The organism is Nocardiopsis trehalosi NBRC 14201 (genome assembly GCF_001552555.1).
GTDB lineage: Bacteria > Actinomycetota > Actinomycetes > Streptosporangiales > Streptosporangiaceae > Nocardiopsis_B > Nocardiopsis_B trehalosi.
Genome location: NZ_BCRK01000088.1, coordinates 1 through 24,493, shown reverse-complemented (window position 1 = coordinate 24,493; position 24,493 = coordinate 1). Strand labels below are relative to the sequence as shown.

Annotated in this window: 17 protein-coding genes, 1 pseudogene and 2 riboswitches; of the genes and pseudogenes, 10 read left to right on the top strand and 8 right to left on the bottom strand. The window is 76.2% G+C overall.

Going from position 1 to position 24,493, the window contains the following annotated elements; genetic code table 11:
- Positions 1-38: 38 nt before the first annotated feature.
- Entirely contained in the window at positions 39-1,454 is a 1,416-nt protein-coding gene (locus NT8_RS16350) for an MFS transporter (protein ID WP_245646207.1), read from the bottom strand.
- Positions 1,455-1,861: 407 nt separating this feature from the next.
- On the opposite strand from NT8_RS16350, the gene NT8_RS16345 reads away from it, so the two are divergent.
- Positions 1,862-2,284 carry a hypothetical protein gene (locus tag NT8_RS16345; RefSeq protein WP_067970271.1) on the top strand — a complete coding sequence of 141 codons (423 nt, stop codon included), beginning with the start codon at positions 1,862-1,864 and terminating at the stop codon, positions 2,282-2,284.
- Between the two features lie 42 nt (positions 2,285-2,326).
- On the opposite strand, the gene NT8_RS16340 is transcribed toward NT8_RS16345, so the two are convergent.
- Positions 2,327-2,848, bottom strand: coding sequence for a hypothetical protein (locus NT8_RS16340; RefSeq protein WP_067970268.1), 522 nt, complete (start codon positions 2,846-2,848; stop codon positions 2,327-2,329).
- 101 nt (positions 2,849-2,949) lie between these two features.
- Positions 2,950-3,074, top strand: a riboswitch (cobalamin riboswitch).
- 66 nt (positions 3,075-3,140) lie between these two features.
- On the opposite strand from NT8_RS16340, the gene cobN reads away from it, so the two are divergent.
- The 4 genes from cobN (at position 3,141) to NT8_RS16320 (ending at position 11,775) form a co-directional block, all read left to right on the top strand.
- Positions 3,141-6,887, top strand: a complete 3,747-nt coding sequence (gene cobN / locus NT8_RS16335) for a cobaltochelatase subunit CobN (RefSeq protein WP_067970262.1) — start codon at positions 3,141-3,143, stop codon at positions 6,885-6,887.
- A 232-nt stretch (positions 6,888-7,119) separates the two neighbouring features.
- Positions 7,120-10,050, top strand: coding sequence for a penicillin acylase family protein (locus NT8_RS16330; RefSeq protein WP_084469002.1), 2,931 nt, complete (start codon positions 7,120-7,122; stop codon positions 10,048-10,050).
- A gap of 140 nt (positions 10,051-10,190) precedes the next feature.
- On the top strand, positions 10,191-10,631 hold the full coding sequence (locus NT8_RS16325) for an NfeD family protein (protein ID WP_067970259.1): 441 nt from the start codon (positions 10,191-10,193) through the stop codon (positions 10,629-10,631).
- Between the two features lie 52 nt (positions 10,632-10,683).
- Positions 10,684-11,775: an SPFH domain-containing protein gene (locus tag NT8_RS16320; protein ID WP_067970256.1), complete on the top strand. Its 1,092-nt coding sequence runs from the start codon at positions 10,684-10,686 to the stop codon at positions 11,773-11,775.
- 118 nt (positions 11,776-11,893) lie between these two features.
- On the opposite strand, the gene NT8_RS16315 is transcribed toward NT8_RS16320, so the two are convergent.
- A complete protein-coding gene (locus tag NT8_RS16315) occupies positions 11,894-12,862 on the bottom strand; it encodes a quinone oxidoreductase family protein (RefSeq protein ID WP_067970253.1) in 969 nt (322 codons plus the stop codon).
- Between the two features lie 55 nt (positions 12,863-12,917).
- A complete protein-coding gene (locus tag NT8_RS16310) occupies positions 12,918-15,062 on the bottom strand; it encodes a serine/threonine-protein kinase (RefSeq protein ID WP_067970249.1) in 2,145 nt (714 codons plus the stop codon).
- Positions 15,063-15,329: 267 nt separating this feature from the next.
- On the opposite strand from NT8_RS16310, the gene NT8_RS16305 reads away from it, so the two are divergent.
- Positions 15,330-15,599 (top strand): DUF6504 family protein, encoded by a 270-nt coding sequence (locus tag NT8_RS16305; protein WP_067970247.1) that lies wholly within the window; start codon positions 15,330-15,332, stop codon positions 15,597-15,599.
- Here the strand turns inward: NT8_RS16305 and NT8_RS16300 are convergent.
- Positions 15,596-17,014 carry an APC family permease gene (locus tag NT8_RS16300; protein WP_245646206.1) on the bottom strand — a complete coding sequence of 473 codons (1,419 nt, stop codon included), beginning with the start codon at positions 17,012-17,014 and terminating at the stop codon, positions 15,596-15,598. The genes NT8_RS16305 and NT8_RS16300 overlap by 4 nt on opposite strands.
- A 209-nt stretch (positions 17,015-17,223) precedes the next feature.
- Between NT8_RS16300 and NT8_RS16295 the strand changes: the two genes are divergently transcribed.
- Complete coding sequence (locus NT8_RS16295) at positions 17,224-18,243, top strand: MsnO8 family LLM class oxidoreductase (RefSeq protein ID WP_067970245.1); 1,020 nt, start codon at positions 17,224-17,226, stop codon at positions 18,241-18,243.
- A gap of 15 nt (positions 18,244-18,258) precedes the next feature.
- Here the strand turns inward: NT8_RS16295 and NT8_RS16290 are convergent, their stop codons facing one another.
- Positions 18,259-19,686 carry an amidase gene (locus NT8_RS16290; protein ID WP_067970242.1) on the bottom strand — a complete coding sequence of 476 codons (1,428 nt, stop codon included), beginning with the start codon at positions 19,684-19,686 and terminating at the stop codon, positions 18,259-18,261.
- Between the two features lie 80 nt (positions 19,687-19,766).
- Complete coding sequence (locus tag NT8_RS29385) at positions 19,767-20,048, bottom strand: hypothetical protein (RefSeq protein WP_067970239.1); 282 nt, start codon at positions 20,046-20,048, stop codon at positions 19,767-19,769.
- Between the two features lie 219 nt (positions 20,049-20,267).
- Positions 20,268-20,396, top strand: a riboswitch (cobalamin riboswitch).
- Positions 20,397-20,452: 56 nt separating this feature from the next.
- On the opposite strand from NT8_RS29385, the gene NT8_RS16280 reads away from it, so the two are divergent.
- Both NT8_RS16280 and cobO read left to right on the top strand, forming a co-directional pair.
- Positions 20,453-22,513 (top strand): putative cobaltochelatase, encoded by a 2,061-nt coding sequence (locus tag NT8_RS16280; protein WP_067970236.1) that lies wholly within the window; start codon positions 20,453-20,455, stop codon positions 22,511-22,513.
- A gap of 125 nt (positions 22,514-22,638) precedes the next feature.
- The gene (cobO, locus tag NT8_RS16275) at positions 22,639-23,241 is read left to right on the top strand and encodes a cob(I)yrinic acid a,c-diamide adenosyltransferase (protein WP_067970233.1); all 603 of its coding nucleotides are present in this window, start codon (positions 22,639-22,641) and stop codon (positions 23,239-23,241) included.
- A gap of 36 nt (positions 23,242-23,277) precedes the next feature.
- Here the strand turns inward: cobO and NT8_RS16270 are convergent, their stop codons facing one another.
- Positions 23,278-23,856 (bottom strand): GNAT family N-acetyltransferase, encoded by a 579-nt coding sequence (locus NT8_RS16270; protein ID WP_067970230.1) that lies wholly within the window; start codon positions 23,854-23,856, stop codon positions 23,278-23,280.
- A gap of 386 nt (positions 23,857-24,242) precedes the next feature.
- Between NT8_RS16270 and NT8_RS16265 the strand changes: the two are divergent.
- Positions 24,243-24,493: pseudogene (locus tag NT8_RS16265) on the top strand (Rv2231c family pyridoxal phosphate-dependent protein CobC); the annotation flags it as partial.

The window sequence follows — 24,493 nt, the reverse complement described above, 5'->3', positions numbered from 1 at the left end:
GAGGCCGCGCCCGGGGTGGGCGCGGCCTCGCGGGGTGGTCAGCCGACCGACTCCCTGGGCGGGGCGGCGGGCACCGAGATGCGCCACGCGGCCGCCCCCGCCGCCGCGAGGCCCGCGATGGCGAGGAGGGCGCTGGTGAGGAACGGGTCGGCGCCGGACGCGGCGGGGGCGAACCCGATCCCCACGTAGAGGGTGATCCCGGTGGATCCGCCGAGCTGGTCGGCGGCCCGCTGGACGCCAGAGGCGATGCCGGCGTCCTCCTCGGTCACGCCCGTCACCGCCGCGTACTGCAGGCCGACGAGCCCGAAGACCATGCCCGCGGCGACCAGCAGCATGGCCGGGACCATCGCGGCGGCGCCCGCGTCGATGCGCGCGGCGAGGGCGAGGGCGGCCATCGCCAGCGCCGTGCACCAGGCCCCGACCAGGGCGCAGGTCCGCGCGCCCCAGCGCCCGAGCAGGCGCGGGGCGGCGGAGGACGCCGCGAGGAGGGCCACGGCCAAGGGCAGCATCGTCACCCCCGCGTACAGGGGCGACAGCCCGAGCCGGTCCTGCAGGTAGTAGGTGAACAGCAGGAACGACGTGGACAGCGCGGCGCTCAACAGGGCGGTCGCCAGGTTGGCCAGGACCCGGGGCCGGTTGCGCAGCAGCCGCAGCGGGACCAGCGGGTCGACCGCGCGGCGCTCGACCGCGATGAACAGGGCCGCGGCGAGTACCGCCCCGGCGAGGGCCGCGGCGGACGGCCACCCGGCCGCACCGTCCGCCTCACCCGCCTCGACGACCCCGTAGCAGAACAGCAGCGGGGCCGTCGTCAGCAGGAGCGATCCGGGCAGGTCGAGCGCCGTGCGCGCGACCGGCGGGTCGGCCGGGACGAGGAAGGCCACCGCGCAGAGCACGACCAGGACGAACGGCACGGACACCAGGAAGATCCACCGCCAGCCGAACAGCTCCGTGATGACCCCGGACAGGACGAAGCCCAGGACCAGGCCGCAGCTCGCCACCGCCGCCCACACGCTCAGCGCCCGGGACCGGCGCGGCCCCTCGGGGAACATGAGCACGATCACGGCCATCGCCGCCGGCAGCGCCAGCGCCTCACCGGCCCCCTGGAGCAGCCGGGCGGCGACGAGCAGGGGGAACGACGGCGCGAGCCCGGCCAGCAGCGACGCGGCCCCGAAGAGCACCGTCCCGAACAGCAGGACGCGCCGCCGGCCGAGCACGTCGCCGAGCCGGCCGCCGAGCATGAGCAGCCCGCCGCCGGTGATCGTGTATCCGACGACCACCCACGTGAGGTGGCGGCCGTCGGCCCCGAACTCGTCGCCGATCGACGGCAGGGCGATGTTGACCACGGTCACGTCGACCGCGATGAGGAACTGCAGCATGGCCATGCAGCACAGCACCGACCATGCCCGCACGGGGGACGGCGTCCCGCCGCGCGACGGGGAGATGCCTGGGAACACGTGAACGCTCCGTTGCTCGGAAGAGGGATCCGGGCAGCACAAAGGGCCGCTCCGGTGGGACCACGGAGCGGCGGAACGTTCGGAACAGGAGTGAGCGAGCGCCCCGCCGCTAGCGGGGCGTCCTCGTCACGGCGGCGGCGGCCGCGGCGGAAGCACTGCACATGCGGCCGACCCTACCGGACGGCGGATCGGGACCCGGCCGGATCCGCCTGTGGACGGGGTGGCGCGGAGGGTAGGTGCTCGGCTACCGTGGGTGGTGTTTCCAGCGGTCCGAGGAGACGTGGGCCCCGTCCGTCGCGGCGGGTGCGAGACGCAGCGCGCGGCGCGCCCACACGCGATGGCGACCGCCGTCCGCGCCCGCCGGCTTCCTTCCGGCGGGCGGCATCCTCTCCGTCCTGGAGGCCCTCATGACCGGTCCCGTGCCGACGTCCACCCCCGCCGACCCCGCGCGCGTGGTCACCCTCGTCCTCGACCCCGTCACCCGTGCCGAACTGGAGCGCGCCGCCGGCTCCAAGGACCTCGCGTCGTACCTGCACGTGCTCGCCGGGCGGCATGCCCGGTGGAACGAGCTGCGCGCGTGGTTGGAGCAGCTGGAGGCCGCCTACGGCCCGCTGCCGCCCGAGGCGCTCGAACGCGTCCACCGGCAGATGCTGGGGCTGGCCCGCCGCACGGCGGACGACCCCCGCACCCTGTCGGTCGCCTTCACCACCGAGGAGTTCGCCGCCCTCGGCGCAGCGGCGGGCGACCGCCCGCTCGCGCCGTTCGTACACGACCTGGTGGTCGACCACCTCACCTCGGCCCGGGCCGATCCCGTGCCCGGCGGCTGCTGAGCGTGCGGGCGGCCGCGGCACCGCGGCCGCCCGCGGGGCGGGTCACGCCGCCAGCGAACGCGCGTAGTTCACCTGCTGCATGACCTGCTGCGCCGTCTGGTACCCGCGCGCCGGGATCATCGTGGAGTGGAAGACCCCGTTGCCCTGCACCGTCACCTGCACGTATCCGGTCACCCTGCGCTCCTTGATGAGCAGGAACAGCAGGCCGATCAGGCAGAACAGGAAGCCGAGGACGGCCAGGATGATGGCGTAGGCGGGCGTCGACTCCGACGTCTGGGTCATGTCGTTGACCGTCCAGATGCTGCCCTTGATCGGGAAGCGCCCGGCCGGGGTGATCACCTCGGTCTGGGTGATGGTGATGTCGCCGATGGACGTGAGCGGCTGGCCGCTGGGCATCATCGCGCCCGACGCGGCCTGCCAGCCGCCGGTCTGCGGAGCGTCGCCGTAGGGGGCCAGCTCACCCGACGGGTACCCCCCCGAGGGGAAGCCCTGCTGGGCGAACGGGTCGCCCCCGTAGGACTGCGGGTGGTCGTCGCCGGAACCCGGCTGGGGGTAGTGGGTCATGCTCGGATTCTCCCAAAGGGCGGGGTCGCGCGGAACCGCGACGACCACGGTCGACGGAAGGCCGCGATCCGCCTCTGCCAGGATGGTCGACGACGCGACGGAGGAACGCGGTGCGAATCCGCGGCTGTCCCGCAACTGTAAGGGTGGAGCCCGCCTCGAACGACGCCACTGCCGGGCGACCGGCGGGAAGGCCGGGGCCGGGTGCCGATCCCCGAGCCAGGAGACTCCGCGGTGTCGATCACCCGACCGGTCGCGGGGCGCGGACCCCGCACACGAGATAAGGGGCCGCCGCGTGGCGACCATTCTGCTGCTGTCCACGGCCGACACCGACCTGCTGGCGGCCCGCGCCGCCGACGCCGGCTACCGCACCGCCAACCCGGCGCGCACCGCGCCCGACGACCTCCCCGCGCTGCTCGGCGGGGCCGACCTCGCCGTGGTGCGCCTCCTCGGCGGGCGCGACGCCTGGCCCGACGGCCTCGCGGCCCTGCGCGCCGCCGGGGTGCCCCTGGTCGCGCTCGGCGGCGAGTCCACCCCCGACCCCGAGCTCACCGCCCTGTCCACGGTGCCGGCGGGCGTCGCCACCGACGCCCACGCCTACCTGCGCGAGGGCGGGGTCGCCAACCTCCGCGAACTCGCCCGCTTCCTGTCCGACACCGTCCTGCTCACCGGCGAGGGGTTCGCCCCGCCCGAGCCCATGCCCGAGTACGGCCTGCACCGCCGCCCCGGCCGCCCCGCGCCCGAGCCCACCGCCGGCCGCCCCACCGTGGCCGTGGTGTTCTACCGCGCCCACGAACTCTCCGGCAACACCGCGTTCATCGACGTGCTGTGCGCGGCCATCGAGGACGCCGGCGGCACCGCGCTGCCCGTTTTCACCGGATCGCTGCGCGGGCTCACCCGCGCCACCAGCCCCGGGCTGTTCGAACTGCTCGACCGCGCCGACGCGGTCGTCACCACGGTGCTCGCCGCGGGCGGGGCGGTGGCCGCCGACGCCAGCGGCGGCGGCGACGAGGACGCCTGGGACGCCGGGGCGCTCGCCGCCCTCGACATCCCCCTCCTCCAAGGCCTCGTGCTCACGTCGGGCCGCGACCGCTGGGCGGCCTCCGACGCCGCGCTCACCCCCATGGACGCCGGCATGCAGGTCGCCATCCCCGAGTTCGACGGCCGCCTGATCACCGTCCCCTTCTCGTTCAAGGAGGTCGGCGGCGACACCGGCCTGCCCCTCTACACCGCCGACCCCGAACGCGCCGCCCGGGTCGCCGGCACCGCGGTGCGGCACGCCCGCCTGCGGTCCGTCCCGCCGGCCGAGCGGCGCCTGGCCGTGGTGCTGTCGTCCTACCCGACCAAGCACTCCCGCGTGGGCAACGCCGTCGGCCTCGACACCCCCGCCTCGGCCGTCCGGCTGTTCCGCGAACTCGCCGCCCGCGGCTACGACCTCGGCCCCGACGACACCCTGTGGCGCGTCCCCGCCCCCGGCGAGGACCGCCGCGACGACGACGGCGACCCCCTGATCCACGCCCTGATCGCGGCGGGCGGCCACGACGTCGAGTGGCTGACCGAGGACCAGTTGGCGGCCGCCCCCGTGCGCGTCCCCCTCGACGCCTATGCGCGGTGGTTCGGCGCCCTGCCCGCGCCGCTGCGCGACGCCGTCCGCGGGCACTGGGGCGAACCCCCGGGCGAGCTCTACGTCGACCACTCCCGCGGCCGCCCCGAGATCGTCCCGGCGTGCCTGCGGTTCGGCAACGTGGTGCTGATGATCCAGCCGCCGCGCGGCTTCGGCGAGAACCCGATCGCCATCTACCACGACCCCGACCTGCCACCCTCGCACCACTACCTGGCCGCCTACCGGTGGCTGGCGGCCGCGCCCGACGACGGCGGGTTCGGCGCGCACGCCGTGGTCCACCTCGGCAAGCACGGCACCCTGGAATGGCTGCCCGGCAAGGGCCTGGGCCTGGCCGCCGAGGACGCCCCCGACGCCGTGCTGGGCGACCTCCCGCTGGTCTACCCGTTCATCGTCAACGACCCCGGCGAGGGCACCCAGGCCAAGCGGCGGGCGCACGCCACCGTGGTCGACCACCTGGTGCCGCCCATGGCCCGCGCCGACACCTACGGCGACATCGCGCGGCTCGAACAGCTCCTGGACGAGTACGCCATGGTGACCGACCTCGACCCCGACAAGGCCCCCACGCTGCGCGCCCAGATCTGGACCCTGATCAAGGCCGCCGAACTCCACCACGACCTGCACACCGACGAGATGCCCGACGACGACGCGTTCGACGACTTCGTGCTGCACGTCGACGGCTACCTGTGCGAGATCAAGGACGTCCAGATCCGCGACGGCCTGCACGTGCTCGGCGCCGCCCCCGAGGGCGAGGCCCGCGTCAACCTCGTCCTGGCGGTGCTGCGCGCCGCCCAGGTGTGGGCCGGGAAGGCCGGCGCGGTGCCCGGCCTGCGGGCGGCGGTCGCCGCCTGGGCCGGGCTGGACGAGGGGGCGCTGCTGGCCGAACCCGGAGCCCGGCTGGCCGTCCCCGCCGCCCTCACCGCCCGGGTCGACGGCCCGGCGCGCACCGCGTCCGACGCCCTGGACCTGGTCGACGCGCTGTCCCGGCGCCTGGTCGAGGCCATGGACGCCCGGGGGTGGCCCACCGGCGCCGCCCCCGCCGTCGTCCGCGAGCACCTGGGCGCCGACCACGCCGACGCCGCCGCGGTGCTGGAGTTCGCGGCGGCCGAGGTCGTGCCCCGCCTGGCCGCCACCCGCGGCGAGATCGACGCGGTCCTGCACGCCCTCGACGGCGGGCACGTGCCCGCCGGCCCGTCGGGGTCGCCCACGCGCGGCCTGGTCAACGTGCTCCCCACCGGGCGCAACTTCTACTCCGTCGACCCCAAGGCCGTACCGTCGCGCAACGCGTGGGAGGTCGGGCAGGCGCTCGCCGACTCCCTGGTCCAGCGCCACCTGGCCGACACCGGCGCCCACCCGCGCTCGGTGGGGCTCACGGTGTGGGGCACCTCGGCCATGCGCACCCAGGGCGACGACGTCGCCGAGGTGCTGGCGCTGCTGGGCACCCGCCCGGTGTGGGACGACGCGTCGCGGCGCGTCACCGGCTTCGAGATCGTGCCCCTCGCCGAGCTGGGCCGCCCGCGCATCGACGTCACCCTGCGCATCTCCGGGTTCTTCCGCGACGCGTTCCCGCACGTCATCGGCCTGCTGGACGACGCGGTCCGGGCGGTGGCCGACCTGGACGAGCCGGCCCACCTCAACTACCCGCGCGCCCACGCGCTCGCCGACCACGCCGGGCACGGCGACTGGCGGCGCGCCACCACGCGCATCTTCGGCTCCAAGCCGGGCGCCTACGGCGCGGGCCTGCTGCCGCTGATCGACTCCCGCAACTGGCGCGACGACTCCGACCTGGCCGAGGTGTACGCGGTGTGGGGCGGCTACGCCTACGGCCGCGGGCTCGACGGCCGCGAGGCCCGCCCCGACATGGAGGCGTCGTTCCGCCGCATCGCGGTGGCCGCCAAGAACCAGGACACCCGCGAACACGACATCGTCGACTCCGACGACTACTTCCAGTACCACGGCGGCATGGTCGCGATGGTCCGCCGCCTCACCGGCGCCGACCCCGCCGCCTACGTCGGCGACTCCGCCACCCCCGACCGGGTGCGCACCCGCACCCTGGCCGAGGAGACCCGCCGGGTGTTCCGGTCGCGCGTGGTCAACCCGCGGTGGATCGCCGCCATGCGCCGCCACGGCTACAAGGGGGCGTTCGAGATGGCGGCCACCGTCGACTACCTGTTCGGCTACGACGCCACGGCCGGGGTGGTGGACGACTGGATGTACGCCAAGCTCGCCGAGTCCTACGTGTTCGACCCCGACAACCGCGCGTTCCTCGCCCAGGCCAACCCGTGGGCGCTGCGCGGCATGGCCGAGCGGCTGCTGGAGGCCGCCGACCGCAAGCTGTGGGAGCGCCCCGACCCCGCCCTGCTCGACCGGCTGCGCGCCACCTACCTGGAACTGGAGGGAGACCTGGAGGACGGCGGCTGACCACCGCCCCCGCGGGTGGCCACATCCGGCCACCCCGCGCGCGGGCGCGACCGCGACCGCGCGCGGACCGGCGGGTGTTACCGCTGGTACGGATGCGGTGACGCGACCGGCCGCCCGCGCCCCCACGCCGCCCGCCCGAGGGCCGACCGCGCGGGGCCGAACATGAAACGCTTTCGCGATCGCCGCGCGTGTGCCTAACCTGCGGCCACCCGGCGTGAGCGAGGTTCCCCCCATGACCCTGTCCCGTGCCCGACGGCGCGCCGCCGTGTCCGCGGCGGCCCTGTGCCTGCTCCTCCCGGTGGCGGCCGTCCCCGCCTCCGCCGACGACCACCCCGACACCGCCGCCCTGATGGCCGCCGTCGAGGACTACTGCGCCGACGGCGGCTGCCGCGACATCCTCGCCCCCGGCCAGAACGGCAACGCCACCCTGGTCGACATCCTCGGCAACCAGCTCTTCGGCACCCGACCGGAGCACTCCGACACCCAGCTGGAGCCCTACGACGACCTGCTGCACGACTACGGCGGCCTCACCGCCGACACCATCGACGACTACTTCCTCGACGCCTCGTTCGGCGTGGCCCCCGAGGACGTCGGCGAGGAGTACCGGCCGCGCGACGACGTCACGATCGTCCGCGACGAGCAGCACGGCATCCCGCACATCTACGGCAGCACCCGGTCCGGCACGATGTTCGGCGCCGGCTACGCCGCCGCCGAGGACCGCCTCTTCCTCATGGACGTGCTGCGCAACCTCGGCCGGGGCGAACTCACCCCGTTCGCCGGCGGCGCCGAGTCCAACCGCGCGCTGGAGCAGAGCCTGTGGCGCGGCGCCCCCTACACCGAGGACGACAAGCGGGAGCAGATCGACCGGGTCGCCGCCCAGGGCGAGCGGGGAGCGCAGGCGCTGGCCGACGTCGACGCCTACCTCGACGGCGTCAACGCCTACATCGACCGCTCCCAGGACCGTCGCGACTACCCCGGCGAGTACGTCCTGACCGGGCACAAGGACGCCATCACGCAGGCGGGCGAGATCGAGCACTTCTCCCGCACCGACGTCGTCGGCATCGCCTCCATGGTCGGCCTGCTGTTCGGCGGCGGGGGCGGCGGCGAGGTGGAGTCGGCGCTCGTCCGCGCGTCGTTCGCCGAGCGGTACGGCCCCGAGCGAGGCGAGGAGCTGTGGCGGGCCTGGCGCACCGAGAACGACCCCGAGGCCGTCACCACGGTCGCCGAGGAGTTCCCCTACACCGCCACCCCCGACGACCCGGTCGGCCGGGCCCTGCCCGACCCCGGCTCGGTCGAGCCCTACGACATCGTGCACGACGCCACCGGCGCCGCCGACAGCGGAGCCTCCGCCGCCCCCGAGGCCGCCGCGGCCGACGGCCCGCCCGCCGACGGCCCCGGCACCGTCGCCGACCTGCCCGCCGACGACCGCGCCCACCTGGCCGACCTCGCCGAGAGCGGCGACACCGAGGCCGCCGAGGGCGTCCTCAACAGCGGCGTGCTGCCCGGCGACCTGTTCGAGGGCGAGGCCGGCATGTCCAACGCCCTGCTGGTCGCCGGCGAGCACACCGCCGACGGCCACCCGATCGCCGTCATGGGCCCGCAGACCGGCTACTACTCGCCGCAGCTGCTCATGGTCCAGGAACTCCAGGGCCCCGGCATCAGCGCCCGGGGCGCCTCCTTCCCCGGCGTCAGCTTCTACGTGCAGATGGGCCGCGGCGCCGACTACGCCTGGAGCGCCACGTCCGCCGGGCAGGACATCACCGACACCTTCGCCGTGGAGCTGTGCGAGCCCGACGGCTCCGCGCCCTCCACCGACTCCCGCGCCTACCGAGACGGGGCCGAGTGCGTGCCGTTCGAGGAGCTGAGCGTGCACAACGAGTGGTCCCCGACCGTCGCCGACCAGACCCCCGCCGGGTCCTACACGCTGACCGCCCTGCGGTCGAGGTTCGGCCTGGTCGACGCGTTCGGCACGGTCGACGGCACCCCGGTGGCGTTCGCGACGCGCCGCTCCACCTACCAGCGCGAGGTCGACTCCATCATCGGCTTCCAGAAGTTCAACGACCCCGGCGCGATCACCTCGGCGGCCGACTTCCAGGACGCGGCCATGGACATCGGCTACGCCTTCAACTGGCACTACGCCGACGACACCGACATCGCGTTCGTCAACAGCGGCGCCAACCCGGTGCGCACCCCGGGCACCGACCCCAACCTGCCCATCGCCGCCGACTCCGCGGCCGGCTGGTCGGGCTGGGACCCCGACACCAACGCCGCCGACTACACCCCGCTGGCCGAGCACCCCCACTCCACCAACGCCGACTACTACGTCAACTGGAACAACAAGCCCGCCCCCGGCTACACCTCCGGGTACGGCACCGGCGCGGTGCACCGCGGCGATCTGCTCGACGGCCGCGTCAGCGGGCTGATCGAGGACGGCCACGCGTTCACCACCGCCTCCCTCGCCGCCGTCATGGCCGAGGCGGGCAGCACCGACCTGCGCGGCGAGCAGGTGCTGCCCGAACTCCTGGCCGTCCTGGAGAGCGAGGCCGTCACCGACCCCGGCCTCGCCGCCGCGGTCGACGACCTGCGGGCGTGGCTCGACGCCGGCGCGCCGCGCCGCGAACCCGAGAAGGGCGCCGGCGCCTACGAGCACGCCGACGCGATCCGGCTGATGGACGCCTGGTGGCCGCTGCTGGTGCGCGCCCAGTTCGCCCCGGGGCTGGGCGACGACCTCTACGCCGACCTCACCGGGGTGGTGCAGATCGACGAGTCCCCGTCGGGCTTCATCGGCGACGGCGCCCCGGGCAGCGTCAACCAGGGGCAGGCGCACCGCGGCTCGGCGTTCCAGTACGGGTGGTGGTCCTACGTCGACGCGGACCTGCGCACCGTCCTCGGTGAGGACGTGGCCGCCCCGCTGGGCGAGGCGTACTGCGGCGGGGGCGACCTCGGCGCCTGCCGCACGGTGCTGGCCGACACCCTGGCCGAGGCCGCGGCGACCCCCGCCGAGGAGGTCTACCCGGGCGACGCCGAGTGCGACGCCGGCGACCAGCTCTGCGCCGACTCCATCGTCCACTCCCGGCTGGGCGGGATCTCCATGTACCGGGTGGCCTGGCAGAACCGGCCGACCTACCAGATCGCCGCCCAGTTCACCGAGGGCCGCGGCTGACCCGTCCGTCCGCGCCCGCTTCCGGGACCGCCTCGGCGGCCGCGGAAGCGGGCGCACCATTCGCCCGGAACGTGTGCCGGATCACCCTTCCGCGGGTACGTTGGGAGTACCCGCCGCCACCTGAGGGGAGGCCGGTACTCATGCCGATGTGGGTCCTCTGGCTGATCGCCGCCGTCGCGCTCGGTGCCGCCGAGGTGGCCACCCTGACCCTCGCGCTCGGCCTGCTCGCCGTCGCCGCGCTGGTCGCCGGGGTCGTCGGCGCGCTGGGCGCGGGGCTGGCCGTCCAGGTCGGAGCCTTCGTCGCCACCTCCGCCGCCGGGCTGCTCGTGGTCCGCCCGATCGCCCGCCGCCACCTGTACCACCCCCCGCTGCTGCGGTCGGGCACCGAAGGGCTCGTCGGCCGCTCCGCCGTCGTCCTGCAGGAGGTCACCGGCGAGAACGGGCGCATCCGGCTCATGGGCGAGGAGTGGTCGGCGCGCTCCCTCGACGAGGACACGGTCATCCCGCCGGGTATCCGCGTCGACGTGCTCGGCATCGAGGGCGCCACCGCCGTCGTCTACCCGCGCGAGGCGCTGCCCTGACCCGCGCGCCCGCCCACCGCATCCCAACCCGGCAGCTCAGAGGCAGGAACCCATGGGACCCGACATCCTGTTCATCGTCCTGGCGGCCATCGCCGTCCTCCTGGTGGTGGCCACGGTGCGGATCGTGCCGCAGGCGCGCGCCTACAACATCGAGCGGTTCGGCCGGTACCTGCGCACCCTGCAACCCGGGCTGAACTTCATCATCCCGGGGGTCGACCGGGTCAACACCAAGTTCGACCTGCGCGAGCAGGTGTTCTCGTCCCGCCCGCAGCCGGTGATCACCGAGGACAACCTCGTGGTCAACATCGACACCGTGCTCTACTACCAGATCACCGACCCGCGGGCGGCGGCCTACGAGGTGGCCAACTACCTCCAGGCCATCGACCAGCTCACCGTCACCACGCTGCGCAACGTCATCGGCGGCATGGACCTGGAGAAGACCCTCACCTCGCGCGAGGAGATCAACACCCGGCTGCGCGGGGTGCTCGACGAGGCCACCGGAAAGTGGGGCATCCGCGCCAACCGGGTCGAGATCAAGGCGATCGACCCGCCGCCCACCATCAAGGAGGCCATGGAGAAGCAGATGCGGGCCGAGCGCGACAAGCGCGCCCTGGTGCTGCACGCCGAGGGCGAGCGGCAGTCCCGCATCCTCACCGCCGAGGGCGCCCGCCAGCAGGCGATCCTGGAGGCGCAGGGCGAGCAGCAGGCGCGCATCCTGCGCGCCGACGGCGAGGCCAAGGCCATCGAGCGCGTCTTCGAGGCCGTGCACGCCCACGACGCCGACTCCAAGGTGCTCGCCTACAAGTACCTGGAGACCCTGCCGCACCTCGCCCAGGGCGAGGGCAACACCTTCTGGGTGATCCCCGGCGAGCTCACCCAGGCGGTGCGCGACATCAGCAGCGCGTTCGCCGGCGACGGGGACGCCGCGCCGTCGGGCGGCGGCCGGGCCCGCCGCAGGGACGGCGCGGCAGCGGACGACGGTGAGCCGCCGCAGCTCACCTCGGGCGACCCGCTGGGCGCGGCCGAGGCGGTGCGCGCCGCCGACGCCGCAGCGGAGAGCGCGGCCGAGGCGGTCGCCGACGCCCGCAAGGAGGCCGACGAGGCCGCCGGCCGGCTGCCGGACCAGCGCGGCGGCGCCGACTAGGCCGGGTCCTCCGCGCCGTTCCGGGCGCGCGGCCCCGCCCCTGGTGGGCCTGCCTCGCGGGGGCGGGGCCGCGCGCCGGCCCGGGAGCACCCCGCGGACCCGCCGGGCGCGGCGCGGTTCAGGCGAGCAGCAGCTTTCCGGTGGTGCGCCGGCCCTCCAGGTCGGTGTGCGCGCGGGCGGCGTCGGCCAGCGGGTACCGGCCGCCCACCCGCACCTGCAGCGCGCCCGTCGCCACCAGGCCCAGCAGGTCCGAGGCGCGGTCGAGCAGCTCGCCGCGGTCGGCGATGTAGTGGGCCAGCGACGGCCGCGTGAGGTACACCGACCCCGCGCTGTTGAGCCGCTGCGGGTCGACCGGCGGGACCGGCCCGCTCGACTGGCCGAACAGGGCGAGCGTGCCGCGCGGGCGCAGCGAGGCCAGCCCGGCGTCGAAGGTCGCCGCCCCCACACCGTCGTAGACGGCGGCCACCCCGTCGGCGCTGATGCCGCGGATGGCGGCGGCGAGGTCCAGGCCCTCGGCGTCGTAGCGGATGACGTGGTCGGCGCCGGCCTCGCGGGCCAGCTCCTCCTTCGCCGCGGTCGACACCGTGGCGATGACCTCGGCCCCGCGCAGCTTGGCGAGCTGCACGAGCAGCAGCCCGGTCCCGCCGGCCGCCGCGTGCACCACGACGGTGTCGCCGGGCTGCGCCGGGTAGGTCGTGTGGGTCAGGTAGTGCGCGGTGAGGCCCTGGAGGAGCACGGCCGCGGCCTGCTCGGTGGCGACCCCGTCGGGCACGGGGACGGTGCGGTCGGCGCGCACCGCCACGCGCTCGGCGTAGGCGCCGGGCACCATGGCCCAGGCGACGCGCGACCCCACCCGCACGTCGTCGACGCCCGCTCCCACCGCGCTCACCGTGCCCGCGGCCTCCACGCCCGGGGTGAACGGGGTGGGCATCGAGTAGACGCCGCTGCGCTGGTAGACGTCGATGAAGTTGACGCCGCGTGCCTCGATGTCGACGACCACCTCGCCGGGGCCGGGGGCGGGGTCGGCGACGTCGGTGAGCCGCATGACCTCGGGTCCGCCCTGCTCCTCGATGGTGATGGCGCGCATGTCCGGCCTTTCTCGTCCTCGGTTCGGCGGGCCGGGCGCGGCCCGCCGGACCAGCCTAGGACGCGTCGGCCTCGGCGGGGGAGCTGGCCCCCGAGGTGGGCTGCAGCTCCTGCAGCGAGAAGTCGTCGAACGCGACGGCCGCGTCGTCGCCCCCGCCGCCGCCGCGCTTGGCGACCACGCCGACCTGGCGGACGACGATGTCATCGTCCTCGTCGGCGGCGTCGTCGGGCAGCAGCCGGTCGTCGACCGCCTCCAGGACGTGCTCCTCGTTCACCCACATGCTGAGCGTCATGGTGCCGGCGGCGGGGTCGGCCTGGCAGGACAGGGCGATGTCGTTGGCGACCGCCTCACCGTCCTCGGGGCGGGATTCGAACCCGGGCACCTCGGTGGTGGAGGCCAGTTCGGAGTCGCCGGAGGCGCCGCCGACGCGGCGGATGACCGCGCCGCCGCCGTCGAAGCGGACCAGGCCCTCGTACATGGTGACGACGCCTTCGCCGTCCTCCTGGCGGTAGCAGCGCACGCCGAACTCGCCGTAGTCGGGGCCGGACTCGACGTAGGCGTCGGTGCGGACGAGCACGTTCTGCGGGATGGGCTCGGTATCGCCGAAGGGCGCGGTCTCGCCGCGGGAGGGCTCGGCGGAGTCGCTCTGCACGATGAGCAGGAGTCGCTGGTCGCGGTAGCCGCCGCCGGAGGTGGTGTCGGCGGGGTCGTAGGCGTCGAGGTTCCACTCGCCGAGGGTGCTGAAGTCGCTGGCGTAGATCTCCGTGCCGTCGGGGACGGCCGGGGTGAGCAGCCGGTCGAGGCCGAAGGCCGCGGCCGCCACCAGCAGCAGGACGGCCGCCGCTGCGCCGCCGACCAGCAGCAGGGCGCGCCGCCGCTTCGGGGCGGGGGAGGGGGCGCCGCCGCCCGGTCCGCCGGGGGCGAAGGACGGGCCGCCGAACGGCGGGGACGGCGGGCCGCCCTTCGCGTGGCCGGGCTGCGGTCCCGAGGGCACGTTGTAGGGGCCGTACCGGTGGCCGCCCGGACCGGCGGGGGCGTAACCCGGCTGCGGCCCCGAGGGCACCTGGCCGAACGCGGGCTGCCCGCCGGTGGGCGGGACGCTGCCGTACGGCTCCATGGGCCGGGTCGAAGGCGGCTGCGCGCCGGTGAGCGGCGGCTGCCCGCCCGTCGGCGGCGGCGTCCCGCGCACGGGGTCCGCGGCGAGGCCGGCGGTGGGTTCGGCGGCGGGCGGTCCGCCGGCGGCGCCCGACGCGGCCCCGGCTCCCGCCGCCGCGCCTCCGGCCGCGCCCGCCGCGAGCGTCCCGGGAGCGGGCCGGGCGGTCGACGGCGGGGTCCACGAGCGCACCACGGTCTCGTCCACGGTGGCCGCCGGCGGGTCCTCCTGGCCGACCAGGCGGTTGAGGACGCCCTGGGCGGTGGGGCGGTTGGCGGGGTTCTTGTCGAGGGCCGCCGCGACGAGGTCGTGCAGGCGGGGGTCGAGACCGTCCAGGACGGGTTCGGCGGAGCTGATGCGGTGCAGCACCGCCGGCACGGTGGGGGCGTCGAACGGCGCGCGGCCGGTTCCGGCGAAGGCGACCAGGCAGCCCCAGGAGAAGATGTCGGAGGCCGGGCGCACGCTCTCGCCGAGGATCAGCTCGGGCGCCAGGTAGGCGGGCGTGCCCATGAGCTGGCTGGAGCGGGTGACGGAGCCGTCGTCGTCCATGGCGCGGGCGATGCCGAAGTCGATCACCTTCGGGCCCACCGTCGACAGCAGCACGTTGGCGGGCTTGAGGTCGCGGTGGATCACCCCGGCGCGGTGGATGGCGGTGAGCGCGGCCGCCACCCCCATGGCCAGGCTCTCCAGGGTGCCGCCGTCCATGGGGCCGTCGGCGGCGATCGCCTGGGCGAGGTTCGGACCCGGCACGTACTCGGAGACGATGAACAGGGGGTCGCCGTCGAGGCGGGCGTCGATGACCCCGGCGGTGGAGAACCGCGCGACCCGGCGGGCGGACGCGACCTCGCGCGCGAAGCGGCTGCGGAAGTCGGGGTCGTCGCTGAGGTCGGGGTGGATGAGCTTGACCGCCACGTACCGGTCGGCGGTGTCGCGGGCGAGGTAGACCGTGCCCATCCCGCCGCGCCCGAGCCGCCCCTCGATGCGGTACCCGCCGAGTTCGCGGGGGTCGCCGGTCCGAAGGGGCTTGGCGCGCTCGTGTGGCGTCACAGTGGTGGGTTCCTTCGTGCGTCGCGTGATCCGCGCATCACAGCGTACCGAGATCGGGGGGCCGGGGCGGGGCGCGGGCGGTGCCGTTGTACGTCGGGGTCCGTCCGATTCTAGACACGGGTCCGGCCACGGGGCCCGCCCGCGCGGTTCCGCCCGGTAGCCGCCTCCGCTACCATGGGAACACGTGTTCGAAGAGCGTGCCTGTCCTTCCCCGCAGGTCCGGCGCCCTCCGCAGCGGCGGAGGGGTGATGCGAGGGGAGCCCGTCGGTGGGGCGTGTCTATGGGGTACCGATCACGGTCGCGGAGCACGGGGGGCGCCCGGCGCGCTTCACCTGGGAGGGCCGCATCTACGTGGTCCGCCGGGTGATCGACCACTGGGTCACCCTGCGCACCGAGTGGTCGCCCGAGGGCGACGACCGCCTGCCCCAGCGCGCGTTCTGGCGGGTCGAGGCCGGCTCCGACACCGCCCTGGGCGTCTACGAGCTGCGCCACGACTCCGTCACCGACGCCTGGCTGCTGGCCCGCGTCTGGGACTAGCGGCGACCACCGGAGCGCGCGGCGACGGCGTCGATGAGCCGCTGTTCGGCGTCGGCCCCGGGCCCCACGCCCGGCAGCCGCCACACGAACACCGCGCCCGCCACCCACCACAGCCCGACGATCGCCCACTCGTAGGGCCAGATCAGCGCCGCCGGCATGCCCGGCAGGTAGAGCACCGCCAGCCCGATGCTGAGCACCACGGCCGCGCCCCCCACCACGGGGCCGGCCGGGGTGCGGAACGGCCGCTCCATGCCGGGTTCGCGGCGGCGCAGCACCAGGAACGACAGGCCCACCACCAGGTAGGCCACGACGATGTTGATCCCGCCCGCGTCGACCAGCCACACCAGCATGGGCTCGCCGAACAGCGGGGCCGCCGCCGACAGCGCGCCGATGAACAGCAGGGCGTTGCCGGGGGTGCGGTAGCGCGGGTGCAGCCGGCCGAACCAGGCCGGGATCATCCGCGACACCGCCATGGCGTACATCAGCCGGCTGGCGCCGATGAGGAACGCGTTCCAGCTGGTCACGATGCCCGCGATGCCGCCGAGGACGAGCAGGTCGCCCATCAGCGGGCTGTTCCACAGCGCGGCCATGGCGTCGGCCGAGGCGAGGTCGGACGCCGCCAGCTCCTCCGCCGACAGCCCGGACGCCACGGTGAGCACGATCAGGATGTACCAGGCGGCGGCGCAGCACACCGAGATCACGAGCAGGCGGCCCACCTGGCGGTACGGCAGCCGGATCTCGGCGGCCGACTGCGGGATGACGTCGAACCCCACGAAGAGGAACGGGACCGCCACCAGCACCGCCACGATCCCCGGCAGGCCGCCGGTGAACGCCGGCCGCATGTCCGCGATGGAGCCCCCGGTGAGCGAGCCGGTGAGCAGCACCGCGCCCGCCGCCAGCAGGAACAGCACGGCGACCGTCTGGAACACGCTGGCCGGGCGGATGCCGACGTAGTTCAGCGCGGTGACCACGATCGCGGCGCCGATGCCCACGGCCGCCCAGGTCGCGTGCACCTCGTAGCCCGCCACGGTCCACAGGTGCCCCGCGCGCATGTCGGGCGCCAGGTAGAGGATGGTCTGCGGCAGTGCGACGGCCTCGAACGCCACCACCGACACGTAGCCGAGCACCATCGCCCATGACGCGATGAACGCCCCGCGCGACCCCAGGGCCCGCAGCGCGTAGTGGTGCTCGCCGCCGGCGTGCGGCATGGCCGCCACGAGTTCGGCGTAGGTGAGTCCGACCAGGGCGATGATCACGCCGCCGATCACGAACGCCGTCACCGCCCCGAGGGTGCCGGCGGAGCCGATCCACTCGCCGGTCAGGACGACCCAGCCGAAGCCGATCATCGCCCCGAACGCCAGGGCGAGCACGTCGCCCCGGCCGAGCACGCGGATGAAGCCCTGCTCCGAACTCACGGCGCCTCCCTGGGGGTGGGGGTGTGGCTCACCAGGGTGCCGCGAAGATCACCGAAAGGGAATCGCGGGTCCGCATCAGAACGGACTCGGACGATCAAGGCGGCCGGCGGGAATCGCCCGCCCCCGCGCGGCGTTGCCACCGGCGGCGCGCCGCACGGCCGCCGTCCGCCGCCGGGGCGCCGCCCCGGCCCGCTTTTCCGGGAGGCCCCGTGGTGCGGCTGTCGGTGCTCGACCACGTGCTCGCCCCGCCCGGCACCACCGCGGGCGAGGCGCTGGCCGCCACCGCCGACGCGGCCCGGCTGGCCGAGCGCCTGGGCTACACCCGGGTGTGGTTCTCCGAGCACCACAACGCCCCCGGGCTGGCCGGGACGGCGCCCGAGGTGGTCACCGCCCACGTCGCCGCCGCCACCGAACGCATCCGGGTGGGCGCGGGCGGCGTGATGCTGCCCAACCACGCCCCGCTGAAGGTGGCCGAGGTGTTCCGCACCCTGGAGGCGCTCCACCCCGGCCGGATCGACCTCGGGCTGGGCCGCGCCCCCGGCACCGACAACCGCACCGCCGCCGCGCTGCGCGGCACCCGCGCGCCCGACCCGGACTTCGCCGGGCTCGCCGCCGACCTGCTCGGCCTCCTCGGCGACGGGCTGCCCGACGGCCACCCGCACGCCGGGATCACCGCGGCGCCCGAGGTGCCCGGTTCGCCCGAGGTGTGGGTCCTGGGGTCGAGCGACCGCGGCGCCGCGTATGCCGCGGCGCACGGCCTGCCGTTCGCCTTCGCCCACCAGATCGACCCCGACCGCGCCGTCCCGGTGCTGCGCCGCTACCGCGACACGTTCCGCCCCTCCGCCCGCGCCGCCGCCCCGCTCAGCGCGTTCTCGGCCGTCGCGTTCGCGTCCGAGGACCCCGGCGAGGTCGCCGACTTCGTGGCGTTCTGGGCGCTCTACGGCGCCGTGCTGCGGTCCGGGGCCGGGGCGGCGCCGACGGGCGAGGACGTCCGCGCGTTCCGCGCCGGCCCCCGGTTCGACGCCGCGCGCCGCGCCCTCGCGGACCGCGTCGTCGCGGGCGCCCCGGACGAGGTGGCGCGGCGGCTCCGCGCCATCGCCGCCATGGCGTACGCCGACGAGGTCGTGGTGGCCACCCCCGAGCCCGACCCCGCGCGGCGCCGCCGCAGCCTGGAGCTGCTCGCGGCCGGGTTCGGCATCGGACGGGCCGACGGGAGCGGGGCCGGCTAGAGCGGGGGCCGCCGACTACAGCGGGAGCGGCTCAAGAGCGGGGCGGCGCCGCCCGAAGCCGGTGGCCTGCTCGAAGGCGCGGCCCACCTCCAGCACGCGGCGCTCGGCCAGGTGCGGACCGACGATCTGCAGGCCCACCGGGAGCCCGCCGGGGGTGAACCCGCCGGGCACCGACAGCGCGGGGCAGCCGGTGGCGGAGATGAAGTACGCCGACCGCATCCAGTCGAGGTAGGTCTCCTGGGGGACGCCGTCGATGTCGGCGGGGTACTCCAGGTCGGCGTCGAACGGCACGACCTGGCTCACCGGCAGCAGCAGCACGTCGTAGCGCTCGAAGAAGACGCGCATCCGGTGGAACAGCTCGGTGTGCCGGAGCTCGGCGCGGGCGACGTCGGCTCCGGAGAGCCGCCGCCCCTCCTCGATGTTCCACACGATGCTCGGCTTGAGGCGGTCCCGGTCCGTGTCGAGCAGGCCGCCCAGCCGGCTCGCGAACTGCCACGCGCGCAGGGTGCGGAACACGTCCTCGGCGCCGTCCAGGTCGGGGGCGTCCTCGGCGACCTCGCACCCCAGGTCGGAGAACACGGCCACCTGCGGGGTGAGCGTGTCGAGCACGGCGCGCTCGCAGACCACCGACCCGCCCAGGTCCGGCGTCCACGCCACGCGCAGGCCGGTCAGGTCGCGGTCGAGCGGCCCGGCGAAGACCGACCCCGGCTCGGGGACCGCGATCGGGCTGCGCGGGTCGGGCCCGGCGATGACCGACAGCAGCAGGGCGGTGTCGGCGACGTCGCGCGCCATGGGCCCCTGCACCCCGAGGGTGCTCCACGCCAGGTCGGCGGGGTGGCGCGGGACCCGGCCGGGGGAGGGGCGCAGCCCCACCACGTTGGTGAACGACGCCGGGTTGCGCAGGGACCCGCCCATGTCGGAGCCGTCGGCCAGCGGGTGCAGGCCCGCGGCGAGCGCGGCCGCCGCGCCCCCGCTGCTGCCGCCCGCCGAGCGGGTGGGGTCGTAGGGGTTGCGCGTGGTGCCGAACACCGGGTTGAACGTGTGCGACCCGACCGCGAACTCGGGGGTGTTGGTCTTGCCGATGGTGATGGCCCCGGCGGCGCGCATGCGTTCGACGATCAGCTCGTCGCGGTCGGGGACGTGGTCGGCGAACAGCGGGGAGCCGAAGGTCGTCCGCAGGCCCGCGGTCTCGTGGACGTCCTTGTGCGCGACCGGCAGCCCGTGCAGCGGGCCGACGTCGGCCCCGTAGGCCAGCCGCTCGTCGGCGGCGCGGGCCTCGTCCAGTGCCCGGTCGGCGCACAGGGTGACGACGCTGTTGATCGCGGGGTCGACCGCCTCGATGCGCTCCAGGTGGGCCTGGACGACCTCGCGCGCCGAGATCTCGCGGGAGCGCAGCAGCCCGGCCAGCTCCCGTGCCGACCGGTAGGTGAGGTCCTCGTGCATGGGAGGTCGGGCCTTTCCGCGCGGGGGAGGTGCCGTCCCATTAGAGCATTCCGCCGCGCGGTGGCCGGGGGCGGCCGGGATCAGTCGCCGCCTCCGCCCCCGCCGCCACCGCCACCGTCACCGCCGCTGTCGCCGCCCCAGCCGCCCCATCCGCCGCTGTCGCCGCCCGCCGCGTAGCCGCCGTCGGCGGAGCCGCCCGTCCCGCTGCCCGAAGGGCGCCGCCGGCGCGTGGGCGCGGGCGGGCGCGGACGCCGGGGCTCGCCCGGTCGGCGCAGGGTGAGCACCACGATGGGCACCACGATGACGGCGGCGACCACGACGGCGGCCACGATGCCGGGGAGGGAGAAGGTGAGGACGCTCATCGGTGCCTGCCCAGGGGGTGAGGGGGGTCGGGGGTGGACCACCGTACCGTCGCATGTACCCGCTCGGACCAGGCGGACAACCGCATTTCCGGCAGAACGTCCGCTTACGGACAGGTGGCCGACCGCTCCGCCGCCCCGGGCGCGCCTGGGGCGGCGGAGAAGCCGTGTGCCATCCTGATGGGCGGTGCCGACAGCGGCGGGGAACGCCCCCGCCACGAGCAGGAACCCGGTGCGAATCCGGGGCGGTCCCGCCACTGTGACCAGGGAGCGGACCCGCGACCAGCGCCACTGCCGGAGACTCCGGTGGGAAGGCGGCGGGGAAGCGGCGATCTGGGAGCCAGGAGACTGCGCGGCGCCACGACCGACCCCTATGGGCGTGGACTCCCGAGGAAGGACCCATCCGCGTGAGCGCTTCCGCTCGCTACCCCTTCAGCGCGGTCGTCGGTATGGACGACCTCAAACTGGCCCTGCTCGTCAACGCCGTCTCCCCGGCGGTCGGCGGCGTCCTGGTCCGCGGCGAGAAGGGCACCGCGAAGTCGACGGCGGTGCGCGCCCTCGCCGCGCTGCTGCCCGGCGTCGACGCCGTCGCCGGGTGCCGGTTCGGCTGCGACCCGGCGGCCCCCGACCCCGACTGCCCCGACGGCCCGCACCCGGCGGCGGCCCCGGCCGAGCACCGCCCGGCCCGCCTGGTGGAGCTGCCCGTGGGCGCCAGCGAGGACCGCCTCGTGGGCTCCCTGGACCTGGAGCGGGCGCTGACCGAGGGCGTCACCGCGTTCGAACCCGGGCTGCTCGCGGCGGCCCACCGCGGCGTCCTCTACGTCGACGAGGTCAACCTGCTCCACGACCACCTCGTCGACCTGCTGCTCGACGCCGCCGCCATGGGGACCTCCCACGTCGAGCGGGAGGGCGTGTCGGTGCGGCACGCGGCACGGTTCCTCCTCGTCGGCACCATGAACCCCGAGGAGGGCGAGCTGCGGCCGCAGCTCCTCGACCGGTTCGGCCTCACCGTCGAGGTCGCCGCCTCCCGCGACCCCGCCGAGCGCGCCGAGGTGGTCCGCCGCCGCCTCGCCCACGAGGCCGACCCCGCCGCCTTCGCCGCCCGCTTCGCCCCCGAGGAGACCGACCTCGCCGCCCGCGTCCAGGCGGCGCGCGCCCGGCTCGCCGACGTGGTCCTCACCGACGCCGCCCTGCGCCAGGTCACCGCCGTATGCGCCGCCTTCCAGGTCGACGGGCTGCGCGCCGACATCGTCACCGCGCGCGCCGCCATGGCCCTCGCCGCCTGGCGCGGCCGGACCCTCGTCACGGCCGACGACGTGCGCGACGCCGCCCGGCTCGCCCTGCCGCACCGGCGCCGGCGCGACCCGTTCGACGCCCCCGACCTGGACGAGGACCGCCTGCAGGAGGCCCTGGACCAGGCCGGCGACGGCGACCCCGAGCCGCCCGACGACACCCCCGGCGGAGGCGGCCCCGGCGCGCCCGGACCGGACGGGACCGACGGCGGACCCGGGGACGGGGCCGACGGCGGCCCCACCGCGGACACGCCCGCCTCCGGCGACGCCGGGACCGAACCCGACGCCCCCGCTCCGGCGCCCGCGCCGGCGGGCGGCGCCGAGGACCCGGCGGCCGACCGGCCCGGGGCCCCCGAGGCCGCCCCCGCCGAGGCCGGGAGCACCTTCCGGCCGCGCCTCCTCCGCGTCGCCGGGGTGGGCGCGGGCGCGCCCGGCCGCCGCTCGCCCGCGCGCACCGCGTCCGGCCGCACCACGGGCGACCGCCGCCCCGGCGGCCGCCTCACCGCCCTGCACGCCGCCGCGACCCTGCGCGCCGCGGCACCCCACCAGCGGCGGCGGGGGCGCTCCGGGCCCGGCCTGGTCCTGCACCGCGCCGACCTGCGCGAGGCCGTCCGCGAGGGCCGCGAGGGCAACCTCGTGCTGTTCTGCGTCGACGCCAGCGGGTCGATGGCGGCCCGGCAGCGGATGCGCGCCGTCAAGGGCGCCGTGCTCAGCCTGCTCCTCGACGCCTACCAGCGGCGCGACAAGGTCGGGCTGGTCACCTTCCGCGGCAGCGGGGCGGCCTTGGACCTGCCGCCGACGTCGTCGGTCGAGGCCGGCGCCCGCCGACTGCGCGACCTGCGCACCGGGGGCCGCACCCCGCTCGCGGCGGGGCTGCTGCGCTGCGCCGACGTGCTGCGCGTGGAGCGCCTGCGCGACCCGCTGCGCCGCCCGCTGCTCGTCGTCGTCACCGACGGCCGGGCCACCCACGGCGGCTTCGACACCGCGCTCCGCGCCGCCGCGCGCCTGCGCGCCCTCGGCACCGCGGGCGTCGTGGTCGACTGCGAGTCCGGGCCGGTGCGCCTGGGGCTGGCGGAGCGCCTCGCCGCCGAGCTGGACGCCCCCGCCGTGCGCGTGGACGACCTGGGTGCCGAGGCGCTCGGCGCCGTCGTCCGGCACACCCGCCGCGCCGCCTGACCACCGGGGCCGGCGCCGACCGGCCGCACCGGCCACCCCCCGGGGCCGCCTCCCGGCACGCCGCGCCGTCCGCCGCGCGCGCCCGGCCCCGCCCCCGCAGCCACGCCACAGGAAGAAGGACCCCCATGCCGCAGGGCCGACCCGCCACCGTCCCCGACGACGGCCTCACCACCCGCCAGCGCCGCAACCGGCCGCTGCTGATCGTGCACACCGGACCCGGCAAGGGCAAGTCCACGGCAGCGTTCGGCCTGGCCACCCGGGGCTGGTCCCAGGGCTGGGACATCGGGGTGTTCCAGTTCGTCAAGTCCGCCAAGTGGCGGATCGGCGAGGAGCGCGCGCTCCGCGTGCTCGGGGAGTCGGGCGAGGGCGGCCGCGTCACCTGGCACAAGATGGGCGAGGGCTGGTCCTGGATCCAGCGCCCCGGCACCGAGCGCGACCACGCCGCCGACGCCGCCGAGGGGTGGGCCCGCATCAAGCGGGACCTCGCCGCCCAGGCGTACCGCCTCTACGTCCTGGACGAGTTCACCTACCCGATGAAATGGGGGTGGGTGGACGTGGACGACGTGGTGGCGACCCTGCGCGACCGGCCCGGCGCCCAGCACGTCGTGGTCACCGGGCGCGACGCCGACCCGCGGCTGCTGGAGGCGGCCGACCTCGTCACCGAGATGACCAAGGTCAAGCACCCCATGGACGCCGGACAGAAGGGGCAGCGCGGCATCGAGTGGTGACCGCCGCCCGGGGGCGGGGGTGCCCCGCCCCCGGGCTCACACCAGGTCGGCCGGGATGAGGCTGTAAACGGCGAGGTCGGTCCGCCCCACGTGCAGCGGCATGGCGTTGCGCTCGACGCCCTCGAACGCGAACCCGGACCGCACCGCCACCCGGCGCGACGCGGTGTTGCCGGTCGCCGCCTTCAGCTCCACCCGCTCGAACCGGCGGTCGAACAGCGCCCACCGCGACACCGCCACGACGGCCTCGGTGGCCAGGCCCCGCCGCCGCGCCTCGGGCACCGTCCAGTACCCGACCTCGGTCAGCCGCGCCCGCCACCGGGTGTGCACCAGCCCGAACGCGCCCACGAACGCGCCCGTCGCCGTCTCCACCGCCGCCCACTGCTGGCCGTCGCCGGTGACCCGCGCCTCGGGCGCCTGCACCAGGCACCAGTGCTCGGCGTCGGCGCGGGTGTAGGTGCGGCCGGGTTCCGGCAGGGGGATCCAGCGGCGGGTCTCGGGGTCGGTCATGGCGCGCAGCACGCCGTCGACGTCGGACTCGGTGAACGCCCGCAGGGTCAGCCGGTCGGTGCGCAGGATGACCGCCGGCAGCGTGGGGCCCGGCCGCGCGGCGCTCACGCGCCGCCCCCCGCGCCCGGGGCGGAGGGGACCGGAACGGGGGTGCCGGTGCCGCCGGCACCGTGTGCGCTGCTCGCCGCCAGATCCACTCGCGTCCCCTCTCGCCCGTCCCGGCGTTGGAAGGGTATGCGGTCGCCCCCGGGGCGTGCCGGGCCGGTCAGGGTGTACGGGCGGGAGAAACATCACCCCATCCGCGCCGGCCCCGGCGCGGGAGGGGCCCGCGCGGGCCGGGGGCGGTGGGGGTACGCTTTCCGACGCCGTGCCGCCGCCCGGCCGCCGGCGCCACCACGCCCCGCCGCCCGTCGGCGGCGCCCGCGCCTCCGCCGCGCTGCCGCCCCCCGGCCCGCAGGGCCCCGCGCCCCGGCCCCGCCACGGAAAGGAACCCGATGACCGCCCCGACGGACCGCCGCGTCCCCGCCGACGGCGTCGACCTGCGCCACCACGGCGACGCCGAGACCGGCCCGGGGCTGCTCGACCTCGCGGTGAACGTGCGCTCCGGCACCCCGCCCGCCTGGCTGGCCGACCGCGTCGCCGCGTCGCTGGCCGGTGTCGCCGCCTACCCCGACCCGGGGCCCGCCCGCGCCGCCGTCGCGGCCCGCCACGGCCGCGCCGAGGCCGATGTGCTGCTCACGGCGGG